This window comes from Nocardia sp. NPDC020380 (assembly GCF_044386975.1).
In the GTDB taxonomy this organism is placed as follows: domain Bacteria; phylum Actinomycetota; class Actinomycetes; order Mycobacteriales; family Mycobacteriaceae; genus Nocardia.
In genome coordinates, this window is record NZ_JBIRVQ010000008.1 from 92756 (window position 1) to 106035 (window position 13280).

A 13280-nucleotide genomic window follows, 5' to 3' on the forward strand; every position below is an offset into this window, starting at 1 on the left:
CGGCACTGCCGTAGAGGAAATGGGCTCCGGGCCCCGAGTCCGAACGGTTTCTGGGCCACCATCGGCCTGCGCGTCGAACCGCTGCCCGCCGGTTCTGGCGTGCGCTTCCGCTACGAGACCGAGCTCGGCGCTCTGCCGCGCGCCTTCCACGACGCCATCGAGCAGTCGGTCCGCGCCCGGCTCCGGCACGGACCGCGCGGCTGGGAGATCACCGACTGTGTCGTCACTCTCACCCATAGCGGTTTCGTCGGACCGCTCAGCACGGCGGCGGACTTCCGCACGCTCACCCCGCTGGTGCTCGACCGCGCCCTGCGCGCGGCCGGAACCCTGCTGCTCGAACCCTGCCACGAATTCGAAATCTCCACGCCCACAGCGGCACTCGCTGAGGTCACCGTCGCCCTGGCCGCGCTCGGCGCCGATATCCGGAACACCACCACGGACTCCGCCGTCTGCCTGATTCTCGGCACCATTCCCGTACGGCACGTCCACGCCGCCCAGCAGCAGCTGACGAACCTCACCCATGGCGAGGGTGGCTGGCAGTCCGAACTCTCCGGCTACCGCCCGATCGGCGCCCGGGTGCCATGATGTCGCTTGTGATCTGGCCTATCTCCATACCCGCGGCCCGTCTCGAGGACGGCGAGGTGTCCCTGCGCGAGTACAGCCCCGCCGATGCGCAGGGACTGTTCGAGGCGATCCACGACGAGCGCGTGTGGGAACACATTCCGCGCGAGATTCCCCGCGATGCAGGGGAACTGGATGCGGGGATACGGGCCAAACTGGGTGATCTGCAGCGGCTGACGTTCACCGTCCGCAGTGGCGAGCGCGTCATCGGCACTACGTCGATCATGTACGACCGATCCGCCCCCGACGGCGTGGAAATCGGTGCCACGCAGTTCGATCCGGCGGTGTGGGGGACCGGTGTCAACGGGCGGGTGAAGGAGGTCCTCCTGCGTGAGCTGTTCGCGCACGGGGTGCAGTGGGTGCAGCTCCGGACCGATGAGCGCAATGCTCGTTCGGCCGCGGCCATCCGGAAGCTCGGGGCCACGGATCTCGGTGTCCGCCAGGACACGCTGATCCGCCGGGACGGCACCACCCGGCGCAGTCATTTCTTCCGCCTGGACCGCCCGGTCACGGAATAGCCCGAGCGGTCCGCGGGGTTGCGCCGGGTATGGAGATCACCGAATTCCCCGGCTATACCTGGACCGACTCGGCAACCGCTCCGGTGCGGGAGCTGTTTCCCGGCGTCCGCGCCCGGCCCCTGTGGGCCGGCGACAACGGGGCCAAGGCGTACCTGCTGGAAATGGATCCCGAGACGGTCTGGCAGGGCGTCGACCTCCACGAACCCGGGCCCGAAGAGGTCTTCGTGGTCTCCGGCACCTTCAACGACGGCTTCCGCGACTACCCCGCCGGCTCCTTCATCCACGCCCCGGCGGGGTCCTCGCACATTCCTCAATCCGCCACGGGCTGCACGCTTTTCCTGTTCTACCCGGAGGGCTGAGTCCCCATGACACGGTCGAGGAGGTGGTCGAGCAATTCGACCGCCCCCTCACGCGTGCAGTAGCCGGCGAGCGTGCCCTGGGCTATCCCGCCGACGGCCGCGCCGATGAGTTCCGCATCGAGGTCCGGCGTCACGGTGGCTTCGGGGGCCCGCTGCAATTGCTGTGCCACCAGCATGACGAGAGCGCGTGGGGCCGCGAGGGTTTCCTCGGACGTGATTCCCAGTCCGGCGATGGCCGCGGTATTGAACGCGCCGAGCACGATCGCTTCCTCGGTGCGCTGGTCGTCGAGGGGAAGCACTTCGGCCAGCACCGCGCGGATGGCCGCGCGGGGCTCGGGATTCTCGCCGAGCGAGGTCCAGCGCTGCAGGAAGCGCACCCCCGCGTCATCCATGACCGAGCGGTGCGTGGCGAGCAGGAACTCCTTCTTCGTGCCGAAGTAGTACTGCACCAGCCGAACCGAGATCCCGGCCTCGGCGGCCACCGTCTGAAAGGTGACGGCCTCCAGCCCGCCGCCGACGATGACGCGGCGCACGGCGGTGGTGATCTCGCGTCGCCGCACTTCGTGATCGACCAGCTTCGGCACGGGTATTGCCGCCTTTCCCTTCGTTTCGTGAACGCTTCAGCGTAGATGGTACGTGCGTACCGCATACGTGATATGTTCGTACCGCGATACGTGATACGGACATACCGTAAAAACTGATGAAGGGGAGGCCCATGCCGAAGATCGGGCGATTCACCAGTGACGAAGCGAAGGAAACCTTCCTGCGCCTCTACGACGGCGCGGCGGCGGAATGGCCGATCCCGTCCACCCGGATGGTCGTCGAAACCTCTTACGGGACAACGCCGGTGCGTAAATCGGGATCGGGGGAGGGCGCGCCGATCCTGCTGCTGCCGGGTATGCCCGGCAATGGCCAGATCTGGCTGCGATTCATCGAAGACCTGGCCCGCGACCGCGTAGTCTACACGCCCGATGTCATGGGCTGGCCGGGGCGTTGCGAGCAGTCGGCGCCGCTGCGTGACGGGCTGGATGTGGCGAAATGGCTGGTCGAAGTGCTGGACGGGCTCGGCCTCGAGCGTGTCCACCTGGCCGGGAACTCGGTCGGCTCCTGGATCTCGGTCATGACCGCGGCGACGTATCCGGAGCGGCTGGCGAGCCTGACCATGTTCGAACCGGGTGGTGGCACCTTCGCCAAACCGCGGTGGAGCCTGCTGCTCAAATTCCTCGTCGCGGGTCTCCGGCCGACCCGGGACGGCATGCTGAAGTTCAACAAATGGCTGAACCCCAGCATCGAACTCAGCGATCAGGAGCTCGAAATGGTCATGGCCTGCTTGAAGTTCCGGCCGGGCATGCCGTGGGAGAAGCCGCTCACCGACGATCAATTGGCCGCCGTCACCGCGCCCATGCTGGTGCTCTTCGGCGCCGAAACCGTGGCCAATGACCTCACGGTGGTGCCGGACAAGATCCGAAAGCACATCCCGGCCGTGGATATCGAGATCTACCCCGGCATCGGACACGATGTGCTGTGGGCGAATCCGGACCGGGCGATCCCGCGCTTCCTGAACTTCGTCGCCGCCCACGACCAGGTCCGGGCCTGATTCAGTCGGTCAGCGCGTGCGCGGTGGACCGCAGCGTCCAGGCGGGCTGCCGGTGATGCAGCGTGGTGGCGGTCAGTGGCGGAATGTCGATGCGCCAGAAGGATTCCGGGGGAGCCTGCAGGGTGCAGAGAATCGCCGCACGCACGATCGCCGGATGGGTGATCGCGACCACGCGATCACCCAGTCCCGCTACGCCGTTGAGCCACAAGCGAACCCGTTCGACGAGATCGGTGATGGCCTCACCGCCGTGTCCGCGATACGTGGGATCGGTGAGCCAGGCCATCAGCTGATCCGGTGCGATGGCCTCCATCGACTGTCCCGCCCAGCTGCCGCAATCCAAGTCGCGCAAGGCTTCCTCGGTGGTCCCGGAGAGCCCGAGCGCCCCGGCGGTCTGCGCGGTGCGGGCCTCCGGCGCGCAGAACGCGCCGGCGGTCGCGCCGGACAGCCCGCCCGCCTGCTCGGCCGACCGCGACCCGAGCGGGTTCAGCGGTTCATCGGCCGGGAAGCGGGCGGCCTGCACGGCATCGGTGATCGCATGCGTCACCAGGGTGAGGCGGGTGACCGCGCTCATGCCGCCGCGGTCGACGGTTCCGGGGTGCCGGCGGCGCGCTCACCGAGCAATCGCGGTGCGAGCCAGGCGAATCCGACGCCGATCACGACCCAGAGGATCGCCTGCGCGATGAACGAGTACAACCGGAAGTGGAACAGATCGTCCGCCGGGAAGCCCGGGTAGACGATGGTCCCCGCCGCATCCTTCAGCGGCTGCGGCGTTTCCGTGTCGAAGTCGCCGAACGACTTGTTCGCGGACAGATGCCCCAGCGACGGCAGTACCAGCATCACGATGCTCATGACCACCACGAAGGACAGTCCCGCGGCAATGGTCGCGGTCCAATTGCCCAGCCGCGCGGCCAGTCTGCGCCCCAGCCAGAGGGCCGCGAAGAGCGCCACCGTGCTGATCACGATCATGAGCACGTACAGCCCGGTGCGTTCCTTGATGGTGTCCGGATGTCCGATCGACGGCGGGTTGGCCGGGTACTTCAGGAACGGCACCGCGTAGAACGCCAGGAACATGCCGCCCGCCACCAGCAGTGCCAGATTGCGCGGCGTGGTCTTGCCCGAGCGGGTCATGGCCAGGTAGTAGACGACCGCGAACAGCGCGCCCATGGCCATGCCGAACACGATCACGCCGAACCCGAGGCCGATGTTCTGCTGCTGGGTGCGGGTGAAGATGTCGGGTCCCATATCGGGCATGGGCAGCCCGGCCGCCTTGTCCAGCGCCATCTGGGCGTCGTCGCGGCCGGATTCGTAGTCGATGGCCCGATCGATGATGGGCTCGGCCATGATCCGGGCGAAAAGGAACGCGAAGAGTCCGCCGAGCGCGCCCAGCAGGACGCCCCGGCCGATGATCCGTTTTTCCATTGTGGGTACTCGATTCCCGTGACTAGTGGCAGGGGAATCCGAGGAAATGGCGTCCGTCGTGGACGAACTCGTGCACGTGCATGTCACTGCCGAACACCGAGACGGCGCCCTGATCGATGCCGATGAAGTAGATGGCGAGCAATGCCAGCACGGTGGTGCCGATCAGCCACATGGCCGTGGTGGGCAGGGACAGCGCGCCGGTGCCGAGGCTGGAACGTGGTGCATAGGACGTGGCCACGAGAACTCCTTGCTTACAGGGGATTTCGCGTCCCCCAGCCGGTATGAAACACGGCGGCCCGGTGTCTGACTCGCATCTACCGAGATGCTCACAGTGGCGCGACCGTTCCGGATTTGCACCGGATTCCAACGAATCGCCGATCACATGACCATACGAAATGCCTGGCCACAAGGTCAAACGATCACCCATCTGGTGGGAAACGGGAGTGTGCTAGTTCGCCGGCCGGCCGATCAGCAACTGGACGATGGACTGTACGAAACCCTCGATGCGGTCGCGGGGGTAGGTGTCCGGATCGCTGACGGCCAGGCGGCCGAGCATCTCGGCGATGGTGAGCAGGGAGTTGGTGAGGAGGGCGGAATCCATGGCGGACCAGCGCGGGTCGGCGATCAGGCCCATGCGGACCAGGGCCTCGGCCTGGTCGAAGACGCCGGCGCGGGAGCTGCGGATGGCCTCGCGGTATTCGTCGGGTGCGCTGCCGGGGCCGGCGAGGATGAGGCGCCAGCGCGTCGGATCACGTAGTGCCACATCGACGAAGGCCTTCACCGTCGCGGAGGCGGCGACCACGGGGTCGGCGCCGAGGAGATCGGTGGGGAGGGTGTCGGCGACCTGGTCGAGGGCGCGTTCGCGTTCGCGTTCGAGCAGGGCTTCGACCAGTTCGGCCCGGGTCTTGAAGACGGTGTAGAGCACGGGCTTGCCGACGCCGGCCTCGGCGGCGACGGCTTCCATGCTGAGTTCGTGCAGTTCCGCGCGTTCCAGCACGGTGAAGGCGGCGTCGAGCAATTGTGCCCGGCGTTGCTCGGGTGGCAGGCGTGGGGCGTAGCGCCTGCGTGGCCGGTCGGTGCCGGGTTTGCTCACCTTCATCGACCTCATTCTGTCATTCGCGACGGCGCGGCCGGGATCCTGTCCGAACAAATCCTACGGCACCGTTGTATTAGTCCGCAGTAATTGCTACGGTTGCGTTGTATTCGCAGGGCAGCCCGCTGAAGGAGCGCACATGAGCTTCGATCCGACCACGCTTCGACGCACCGATCTGGGCTTCTTCGGCCCGGATTCGCCGAGTTGGAAGGTCTGGACCTCACCCACCGCCGTGATCGGCTTCCAGCGCGCGGTCGCTCTGGAGTTCTTCGACCCGTTCCTGACCGCCGCGGTCGCCGACACCGGCAAGATCCACACCGATCCCCGCGACCGGCTGGACATGACCTTCGCGTACTTCCTGATCGTCGCGATCGGCGACAGCAAGACGGCGATCGAAGCCTCCGAGCACCTGATGTCGATTCATGCCAAGTCCACCGGCATCGAACCCATCAGCGGCCAGCGCTACAGCGCCAACAGCCCGGAGACCCAGCTCTGGATCCACATCACCGGCTGGCAGTCGGTGCTCAAGGCCTACGAGATGTTCGGGCCGGGCCTGACCCCGGAGGAGGAGGCGCGCTACTGGCAGGAGTGCCGCATCGCCGCCGAGCTGCAGACCTGCAAGCCGGAGGAGGTGCCGCTCACCCGCGAGGGCGTGCGCGAGTACTACGCGAATGTCCGTGCGCGCCTGTGCACCTCGGAGCGCGCCGAAGCGGGCATGCGGCAGATGCTGTTCACCTCCCCGAAGCACGGCGCGGGCATCACCTATGCCCTCGGCGCCCGCATCCTCTCCTTCGCTTCCATTGCGACGCTGCCGAAATGGATGCGCAAGCTCGGTCACTTCGACCGCCCGGGCATTGTCGACCTGCTGGTCCGCCCGGCCGGTCGCATCCTGGTCTGGCTGTTCACGCTGTTCAACAAGCGTGGCCTGATCATGGCCGCGCCGATCATCGCCCCGATGGCCGGGAAGATCCTGCAGCAGCACCTGAAGAACGAGCCCCCGGCGCTGCTCGAAACCGTCACTCCCACGCAGGGGCGAGCCCTGTACGGCACCAAGAATCGGCGCTCGGTCCAGGCCGCCAGCTGAGCGGGGTCAGTTGGCGGCCGGTGTCCGGGTGATCCGGACGCGGTTGTCGTGGAAGACGGCGCCGCCGCCGAGGTCCGAATCCCGTTCGGCGATGGTGGCATTCACGGTGGCGCCGCCGGATAGCTTGGCCCAGCGGCCCTTCGGGGTCGCGGCCACACCGGGGCGCACCACATCGGAGATCTCGGCGACGGCGGTGAAGGAGCCGCGCTCGTTCGAGACGGTGATCGGGTCGCCCTCGCCGATGCCGCGCGCCGCCGCGTCGTCCGGGTGCAGGGTGACGCGCGGATCGCCTGCGCGGCGGCGTAGTTCGGGGTTGGAACCGAAGGTCGTGTTCAGGAAGTAGTGCGACGCGGCCGAGATCAGGACCAGGCCGTCGCCCGGATCGGCGGGCGGGTTGTAGCCCGCCAGCGGATCGTGCCCGGCCTGCGCGGCGCGGCGCGAGATGAACTGCAGTTTGCCCACGGGGACCGATTTGACCGGGACCTTCAGGAAGCCGTCGGCCCGCAGGCGTTCCACGTCGTAGCCCTTCAGCAGTTGCCGGGCCAGGTCCTCGTCGGAGTCGAACAGCGCGGGCTCGGTCAGGCCCATGCGCTCGGCCAGCCGCCGGAAAGTCTCGGTGGTGGACAGGCATTCGCCGGGCGGCGGCACCGCGGGCTCGTTCCAGACCAGGTACATGTTCCCGTAGGCGGCGATCACATCCAGATGCTCGGGCTGCATGGTGGCCGGGAGCACGATATCGGCGTAGTCCACGGTATCGGTCGGGAAGTGTTCCAGCACAACGGTGAACAGATCCTCGCGCCGCAGCCCCTCGATCACCCTGGCCTGCTGCGGATTCGAGCCCACCGGATTCGCGGCGATCACGAACAGCGCCTTGACCGGCGGATCGTCCGTTTCGAGCAGGGCCTCGGCCAGGCGCGTCATCGACAGCGTCCGCACCGGATGCGGCAGTAGATCGAAGCGCACCAGCTCGGGCAGGTTCAGCTGGAAGTGCCCGCTGGTCGAATAGTGCAGGCCGCCACCCGGAATCGCCCAGTCACCGGTGACGCCCGGCAGGCAGGCCAGCGTGCGCAGTGCCATGCCGCCGCCCGCATGCCGCTGCATGCCCTGTGAGGCGCGGATGGCGGTGGGCCGGGTGCGGGCAATGCGTTCACCCAGCGCGACGATGCGTTCCACCGGCAGCCCGGTGATGCCGGCGACCCGCTCGGGCGTGAACTCCTCGATGCGGCCGCGGAATTCGGGCCAGCCCTCGGTGTGCTCGGCCAGATAGGCGGTGTCCTCCGCGCCGAGTGAGAGCACGACATGCATGAGCCCGAGGGCCAGCGCCGCATCCGTGCCCGGCAGCGGAGCGAGGTGCTCGTCGCAGCGCTCGGCCGTGCGGGAGCGCACCGGGTCGATGGCCACCGTGTAGGCGTCACTGTCCTGGACGAACTTCCAGCCGTGATGCCCGGAGGTGAGCGGATTGGTGCCCCACAACAGGATCAGCTTCGATTTCGCGAGATCCTCCGGGTCCATACCGCCGGAGGTGCCGAGCGTGTACTTCAGTCCGGTGCTGCCCGCGATGGAGCAGATGGTGGGGTCGTGCAGGGACGCGCCGAGCGCATTGAAGAAGCGGCGGCCCGAGAAGCCTTCCAGCCCTTGGATGTAGCCGAGGCTGCCGGTGCCGTGGAACGGCCAGATCGCCTCGCCGCCGTACTCGTCGATGATGCCGGTGAGGCGGGTGGCGATCTCGCCGAGCGCCTCGTCCCAGGAGATGCGCTCGAACTGCCCGGAACCCTTGGGGCCGACGCGGCGCAAGGGGTACTGGATGCGTTCCGTCGAATGCAGTTGTTCCAGATACCGGTTCACCTTGACGCACAGGGCGCCGCGCGTGACCGGGTGCTCCTTGTTCCCGCGCAGGCCGACGGCCTTGCCGTCCTCCACGGTGACCACCCAGGAGCACGCATCGGGGCAGTCCAGCGGGCAGGCTCCCAGTACCTTCACCCACTCGATGGTAGGGAACGGCACCGACAATTCGCCCGCCGGATCTGAAACGCAGGCCGAGAAGAACGACACGCGCGCCGTTTGTGAACGACACGCGGAAATCCTCCGTTACTCTGTGCGCGCGGCCAATTAGCCACACGATGTGGCTGAGCAGCGGCAACAGTAGTCCCGGGGGCGGAATTGCGTGGTCGAAAGGGAGATTGATGATCGCCCCTTGCCTGAGGCTCGTCGGTCTGGTGTCCGGATGCGCGGCGCTGCTCACGGGCTGTTCCTCGGCGGCCGATTCGAAGTCCGAGATCACCGCCACCGAAGCGGCCGAGATGCAGCGCAGCGCCTTCGTGACCGAATGTTCCGGTACCGCGGCGGGCTGGGAGGCGACCGGCGTGGTGAGCAACCGGGACGCCGTCGAGCACACCTATCGCGTGGTCATCAGCTTCGTGACGCCGGAATCGGCCGTGCTGGAACGCACCAGCACCGAGTTGGTGGTGCCGCCGGGCACGACCCAGGACTTCACCACCGAGACCAAGCTGAATCCGGTGGACCGCCCGCAGTCGGTGCGGTGCGAACTGCACGGGGTCGAACAACTCTGACAGGGGCCTTGCGGCAGCAAACTTGCGCGCGGACCGGGGTCACCGCCTACGATCGGACCGCCGGCCATGCTCGGTGGGCCAGTATTTGTCGGTGCCATGGGGCATGCTCTGTGCACGCAGCTGTCCGCCCCGTCCGCCCGGAGTGTCCCATGTCGACTCGTACCAAGCCACAGCCCTTGTCGGATACCGAGATTCGGCAGATCGCCAGCGACATCGACGCGGGCCGGCCACCCATGGTGTGGTTCACGGCTGCGGCGGTCGGTGTACCGGAAGGCCGTTCCGGCAAGGTGATCTCACTCGGTGATCCGTCCGAGGGAGATTTTCTGCAGGTGAAGCCGACCGGTTCGAAGGACGTGCTGTCATTCGGCCCGACCGAGGTGACCTTGACCAAGCCGGCCCGGCAGACCGCGGCCGCGAAACCGAAAACGGCTACCAGGAAGGACTCCACCATGACGATGTCTTCCCCCGCGCCGGCCGGCGCGCCGAGCGCACCCGCCACCCCACCGGCTCCGGCGGCACCCGCCCCCGAGCCCGAGAAGAAGCCCGAGGCAGCACAACCCGCCGCAACCGCGGCGGACGGCTCCGAGGCCAAGGCCGCCAAGGCCTCCCGTCCGGCGCGCAATGCCGCCGCCGCGCGGGCGCCCAAGGCCGCGGAGGTGACGATCACGCTCAGCGGCACCGCCGACGGGGAATGGACCCTCGACGTCGTCAATGGCAAGAAGCGCACCATCCGCGGTATCTCCGTACCGGGTTCGTCCGTCTCGCAGGCCGCGAAGCTGCTGCACCCGGAGGCCGCCGAGGTCGTCGACTCGGTGCTGGACGCCGTGCGCGCCAGCCAGCGCGCCAAGGTCGAGGCCCTGCAGGCCGAACTGGAGAATGCCCGTCGGCTACTCGACGATCTCGCAGGCTGAGATCCCGCCGTCCCGGACATGACGGCCCTGCGGTGGAAGCGATTCCGCCGCAGGGCCGTTCGTTCGGCAGTGCCGTTCGTTCAGCTTGCTCAGACCGCGGATTCGCGGCGCCAGGCGCGCGGGCCCGACTCCGGATGCGCGCGTTGCAGATCGTCGTGGAAGACGTAGCCGAGCGAGTACTCCTTCGCGCGGTACATGGCCGAATCCGCCTCGCGCAGTAGCTCGTACACGGTGGTGTCGGTGCCACGCGGCCCGCTGCAAGAGATTCCGATACTGGCCGCGATGCGCACCTCGGCCGCACTCAACTCGAACGGTTCTCCGAGCGTGGCGAGCAGGCGTTCCGCCAGGAGCTGCGCTTGTTTGCGGGCCAATGGTGCGAGCACGACGAATTCGTCGCCGCCGTACCGCGCCGCGGCATCGTCGCGGCGGATCATGCGCCGGATGCGCGCCGCCGCATTGGCGATCAATTCGTCACCGACCGCATGCCCGTAGTTGTCGTTGACCCGCTTGAAACCGTCCAGATCGATGAACAGCAAGGCCAGCGGCTGCCCACCCCACCGCTCCCGATTACGATGCAGCGCCCGCAGCAGGGCGGCGCGGTTCAGGAGTCCGGTCAGCATGTCGTGATCGGCCTGGTACTGCGCGCGCCGCTCGCTGCGGGCGCTGCGTTCGATGGCGCGCTCGCTGCGTAGCAGCACTCCGGCTAGTAACAGTGCGAACAAGGAGGACACGACCACCCGGTCCATGAGATCCAGCCGCGAGCCGACGATCGGCACCAGCGAGGCCACGATCATGACAATGGCGATGATGCTGGCCCGCTGCCGCGATCGATGCGAATGGATGTCCCGCCGCCCGCCCAGTACCACCATGCTCGGATGCAGTGCCGCCGCGCCGATCAGCGTATAGCCCAATTGCAGTGGCATGAGCTGGATCTGGCGCCCCAGCGCCGCGGAACCGGCGGCCTCCAGATTGTAGGCGAGATCCCCCACCAGAATCACCAGCATGGCCAGATTCACCAGCCGCACCGAGGTTTCCGACCGCCCGGAGGTGATCATCGAATGCACGATCACGGTGAGCAGCAGCGCGTCCACGACCGGATCCGCGACCGCGGTGACCGTGGTGAAATCCGCGCCGTGCGCGTGATGCAGCACCGGTGAGATGAGGAAGGTCCAGGACAGCAGCAGCGCGCCCAGCCCGATCAGCCCGGAATCGAGCAGCAGATCGTGATCGGTGCTGTTGTGCCGCGGCCGCAACCACAGCACCGCCGCCGCGCCGATACAGCAGTACCCGCCGAGGGTGAACAGATCGTCGAACGGATTACGGTGCTGGGCGAAGGTCCGCAGCGTCGTCCCGATCATGAACTGCACCGCCGACGCGGACAGCAGATACCAGGGAAGTGGATGGCGCGGCCGATACTTGCGCACACCCATGCCGATCATCACCAGGCAGATGCCGACGGAACCGTACAGTGTCACCAGTGCCAGCAGCCGGGAGTTCACGACGAGCGGCAGAATGAGAATCGAGACCCCACATCCGAACAGCAGGGTGCGCCAGCAGATCCGGAATCGCCGACCGGACCCCACGGCCGGTTCTGTGTCTGATCCCACCAGCCCCCCTTAGTTCGAGCAGTACTCGAAAAAGACACCGCCGATCATGAACCGAGTGTTGCTGTACGAGCATAGGTCCCAGCCGGAAGCGGATTATCCACGGGTGGAGCGGCGCTGCCGTCGGGGAATTGGGCAACCGGATCGATCATGGCACGAAATGTCGCTCTCCGTAGCGGAGTTCGTCGAACCCGCAGGATCACGAGGTGCGAGACTCGCTATGCTCCCTGCGAAATCGAACCGAACGGCCTGCACGACTCTTGGACAGGAGCAGGAGTGGACACCACAGCGGGGCGCTGGCTCGCACCGGGACGGGTCAATCTCATCGGTGAGCACACCGATTACAACGAGGGATACGTGCTGCCGCTGGCCCTTCCACTGGGCGTGACCTGCACCGCGACCACCCGCGCCGACGGCACCGTGCGGGTGCGATCCCGGCAGGCGCCCTGCGATTCGGTCGAGACCACCACCATCGACCTCGGCGTCGCCGGCTGGTCGGAAATGCCTACCTGGGCGCACTATCCGCTCGGCGTCATCCGCGAATTCGTGCGCCGCGGCCACGAGATGCACGGCATCGACCTGGATCTCGACGGCACCGTGCCCATCGGCGCGGGCCTGTCCTCCTCCGCCGCGCTGTCCTGCTCGGTGGCCATCGCCCTGCGGGACCTGTTCGCGCCCAGCGTGACCAGCGCCGAGATCATCGATATCGCGCGCACCGCGGAGAACGTCTACGTGGGCGTGCCCACCGGCGTACTCGATCAATCCGCGTCCATGCTCTGCACCGAAGGGCATGTGCTCTTCCTCGACGTGCGCAGCGGTGAGTCCCAGCAGATTCCGTTCGACCTCGACCGATTCGGCCTGGAACTGCTGGTTTTCGACACCGGCAGCCCGCATCACCTGGTGGACGGCGAATACTCGCGCCGCCGCGCCGAATGCGCCGCCGCGGCCGCGGAACTCGGCGTGCCCTTCCTGCGCGATGTGCGCGACCCCGCGCAGGTCGAGCAGCTGAGCGATCCGGTGCTGCGCCGCCGTGCCCGGCACGTCGTCACCGAGGACGCCCGGGTGCTGCGGGTCGTCGAGAAACTGCGGGCCGGAGCGGATCCGCGCGTCATCGGCCCGACCCTCACCACCGGGCACGCCTCGCTCCGCGACGATTTCGAGGTCTCCGCACCCGCCCTGGACACCGCCGTCGACACCGCGGTCGCCGCCGGAGCCCACGGTGCGCGCATGGTCGGCGGCGGATTCGGTGGCAGCGTCATCGCCCTGACCGACCGCGAGCACGCGCAAACGATCATCGATTCCGTGCGAAAAGCCTTCGCCGACAATGGCTTCGATGCCCCGCGCACCTTCTCGGTGACCCCCGCGGCCGGCGCCCACCGCCTCCCCGCCACGACTACCTAGCTACCCGCAACGGCATTGCGGACACCCGCAACGGTCCTGGCAGACACACGCAACGGCATTGCCCCCGAACTCCCCGGACTGCGGGGTGCACGCGACTAGCATT

15 protein-coding genes and 1 riboswitch are annotated in these 13280 nt (G+C 67.6%); of the genes, 8 read left to right on the forward strand and 7 right to left on the reverse strand.

Translation table 11 applies throughout. The annotated features are described in order from the left end of the window. Positions 1-99: 99 nt before the first annotated feature. The 3 genes from ACH438_RS22965 to ACH438_RS22975 are packed head-to-tail and all read left to right on the forward strand — an operon-like array spanning position 100 to position 1498. The gene (locus ACH438_RS22965; protein WP_397008408.1) at positions 100-585 is read left to right on the forward strand and encodes a hypothetical protein; all 486 of its coding nucleotides are present in this window, start codon (positions 100-102) and stop codon (positions 583-585) included. A gap of 8 nt (positions 586-593) precedes the next feature. Beyond that, on the forward strand, positions 594-1139 hold the full coding sequence (locus ACH438_RS22970) for a GNAT family N-acetyltransferase (RefSeq protein WP_397008410.1): 546 nt from the start codon (positions 594-596) through the stop codon (positions 1137-1139). Positions 1140-1168: 29 nt separating this feature from the next. Next, the gene (locus ACH438_RS22975; RefSeq protein ID WP_397008412.1) at positions 1169-1498 is read left to right on the forward strand and encodes a cupin domain-containing protein; all 330 of its coding nucleotides are present in this window, start codon (positions 1169-1171) and stop codon (positions 1496-1498) included. On the opposite strand, the gene ACH438_RS22980 is transcribed toward ACH438_RS22975, so the two are convergent. Next, complete coding sequence (locus ACH438_RS22980) at positions 1483-2082, reverse strand: TetR/AcrR family transcriptional regulator (RefSeq protein WP_397008414.1); 600 nt, start codon at positions 2080-2082, stop codon at positions 1483-1485. The genes ACH438_RS22975 and ACH438_RS22980 overlap by 16 nt on opposite strands. 131 nt (positions 2083-2213) lie before the next feature. Between ACH438_RS22980 and ACH438_RS22985 the strand changes: the two genes are divergently transcribed. Then, positions 2214-3095, forward strand: coding sequence for an alpha/beta fold hydrolase (locus ACH438_RS22985; protein WP_397008416.1), 882 nt, complete (start codon positions 2214-2216; stop codon positions 3093-3095). Between the two features lies 1 nt (position 3096). Here the strand turns inward: ACH438_RS22985 and ACH438_RS22990 are convergent, their stop codons facing one another. The 4 genes from ACH438_RS22990 to ACH438_RS23005 form a co-directional block, all read right to left on the reverse strand. Further along, a complete protein-coding gene (locus tag ACH438_RS22990) occupies positions 3097-3666 on the reverse strand; it encodes a histidine phosphatase family protein (RefSeq protein WP_397008418.1) in 570 nt (189 codons plus the stop codon). Next, positions 3663-4514, reverse strand: a complete 852-nt coding sequence (locus ACH438_RS22995; RefSeq protein ID WP_397008420.1) for a CbtA family protein — start codon at positions 4512-4514, stop codon at positions 3663-3665. Before ACH438_RS22995 ends, ACH438_RS22990 begins: the two co-directional genes overlap by 4 nt. Before the next feature lie 22 nt (positions 4515-4536). Then, positions 4537-4686, reverse strand: a complete 150-nt coding sequence (locus ACH438_RS23000; protein ID WP_255664241.1) for a CbtB-domain containing protein — start codon at positions 4684-4686, stop codon at positions 4537-4539. Positions 4687-4790: 104 nt separating this feature from the next. Continuing rightward, positions 4791-4936: riboswitch (cobalamin riboswitch) on the reverse strand. 26 nt (positions 4937-4962) lie between these two features. Next, on the reverse strand, positions 4963-5613 hold the full coding sequence (locus ACH438_RS23005; RefSeq protein ID WP_397008422.1) for a TetR/AcrR family transcriptional regulator: 651 nt from the start codon (positions 5611-5613) through the stop codon (positions 4963-4965). A gap of 133 nt (positions 5614-5746) precedes the next feature. On the opposite strand from ACH438_RS23005, the gene ACH438_RS23010 reads away from it, so the two are divergent. Continuing rightward, complete coding sequence (locus ACH438_RS23010) at positions 5747-6691, forward strand: oxygenase MpaB family protein (RefSeq protein ID WP_397008424.1); 945 nt, start codon at positions 5747-5749, stop codon at positions 6689-6691. 6 nt (positions 6692-6697) lie between these two features. Here the strand turns inward: ACH438_RS23010 and ACH438_RS23015 are convergent, their stop codons facing one another. Next, positions 6698-8671, reverse strand: coding sequence for a molybdopterin-dependent oxidoreductase (locus ACH438_RS23015; RefSeq protein WP_397008426.1), 1974 nt, complete (start codon positions 8669-8671; stop codon positions 6698-6700). A 203-nt stretch (positions 8672-8874) separates the two neighbouring features. On the opposite strand from ACH438_RS23015, the gene ACH438_RS23020 reads away from it, so the two are divergent. Both ACH438_RS23020 and ACH438_RS23025 read left to right on the forward strand, forming a co-directional pair. Further along, a complete protein-coding gene (locus tag ACH438_RS23020) occupies positions 8875-9261 on the forward strand; it encodes a hypothetical protein (RefSeq protein WP_397008428.1) in 387 nt (128 codons plus the stop codon). 149 nt (positions 9262-9410) lie between these two features. After that, the gene (locus ACH438_RS23025) at positions 9411-10172 is read left to right on the forward strand and encodes a DUF6319 family protein (protein WP_397008430.1); all 762 of its coding nucleotides are present in this window, start codon (positions 9411-9413) and stop codon (positions 10170-10172) included. 89 nt (positions 10173-10261) lie between these two features. Here ACH438_RS23025 and ACH438_RS23030 read toward each other — a convergent pair whose 3' ends face one another. Further along, positions 10262-11779 carry a diguanylate cyclase domain-containing protein gene (locus ACH438_RS23030; RefSeq protein ID WP_397008432.1) on the reverse strand — a complete coding sequence of 506 codons (1518 nt, stop codon included), beginning with the start codon at positions 11777-11779 and terminating at the stop codon, positions 10262-10264. A gap of 273 nt (positions 11780-12052) precedes the next feature. On the opposite strand from ACH438_RS23030, the gene galK reads away from it, so the two are divergent. Continuing rightward, on the forward strand, positions 12053-13177 hold the full coding sequence (galK, locus tag ACH438_RS23035; RefSeq protein ID WP_397008434.1) for a galactokinase: 1125 nt from the start codon (positions 12053-12055) through the stop codon (positions 13175-13177). The last annotated feature ends 103 nt before the right edge of the window (positions 13178-13280 follow it).

What these genes read in the sequence shown, in the direction of transcription:
- ACH438_RS22995 (WP_397008420.1), bottom strand. Translation starts at nt 4,514, where the DNA reads ATGGAAAAACGGATCATCGGCCGGGGCGTCCTGCTGGGCGCGCTCGGC.
- ACH438_RS22985 (WP_397008416.1), top strand. Translation starts at nt 2,214, where the DNA reads ATGCCGAAGATCGGGCGATTCACCAGTGACGAAGCGAAGGAAACCTTC.
- ACH438_RS23005 (WP_397008422.1), bottom strand. Translation starts at nt 5,613, where the DNA reads ATGAAGGTGAGCAAACCCGGCACCGACCGGCCACGCAGGCGCTACGCC.
- ACH438_RS23020 (WP_397008428.1), top strand. Translation starts at nt 8,875, where the DNA reads ATGATCGCCCCTTGCCTGAGGCTCGTCGGTCTGGTGTCCGGATGCGCG.
- ACH438_RS23000 (WP_255664241.1), bottom strand. Translation starts at nt 4,686, where the DNA reads ATGTGGCTGATCGGCACCACCGTGCTGGCATTGCTCGCCATCTACTTC.
- ACH438_RS23010 (WP_397008424.1), top strand. Translation starts at nt 5,747, where the DNA reads ATGAGCTTCGATCCGACCACGCTTCGACGCACCGATCTGGGCTTCTTC.
- ACH438_RS23025 (WP_397008430.1), top strand. Translation starts at nt 9,411, where the DNA reads ATGTCGACTCGTACCAAGCCACAGCCCTTGTCGGATACCGAGATTCGG.
- ACH438_RS22975 (WP_397008412.1), top strand. Translation starts at nt 1,169, where the DNA reads ATGGAGATCACCGAATTCCCCGGCTATACCTGGACCGACTCGGCAACC.
- ACH438_RS22990 (WP_397008418.1), bottom strand. Translation starts at nt 3,666, where the DNA reads ATGAGCGCGGTCACCCGCCTCACCCTGGTGACGCATGCGATCACCGAT.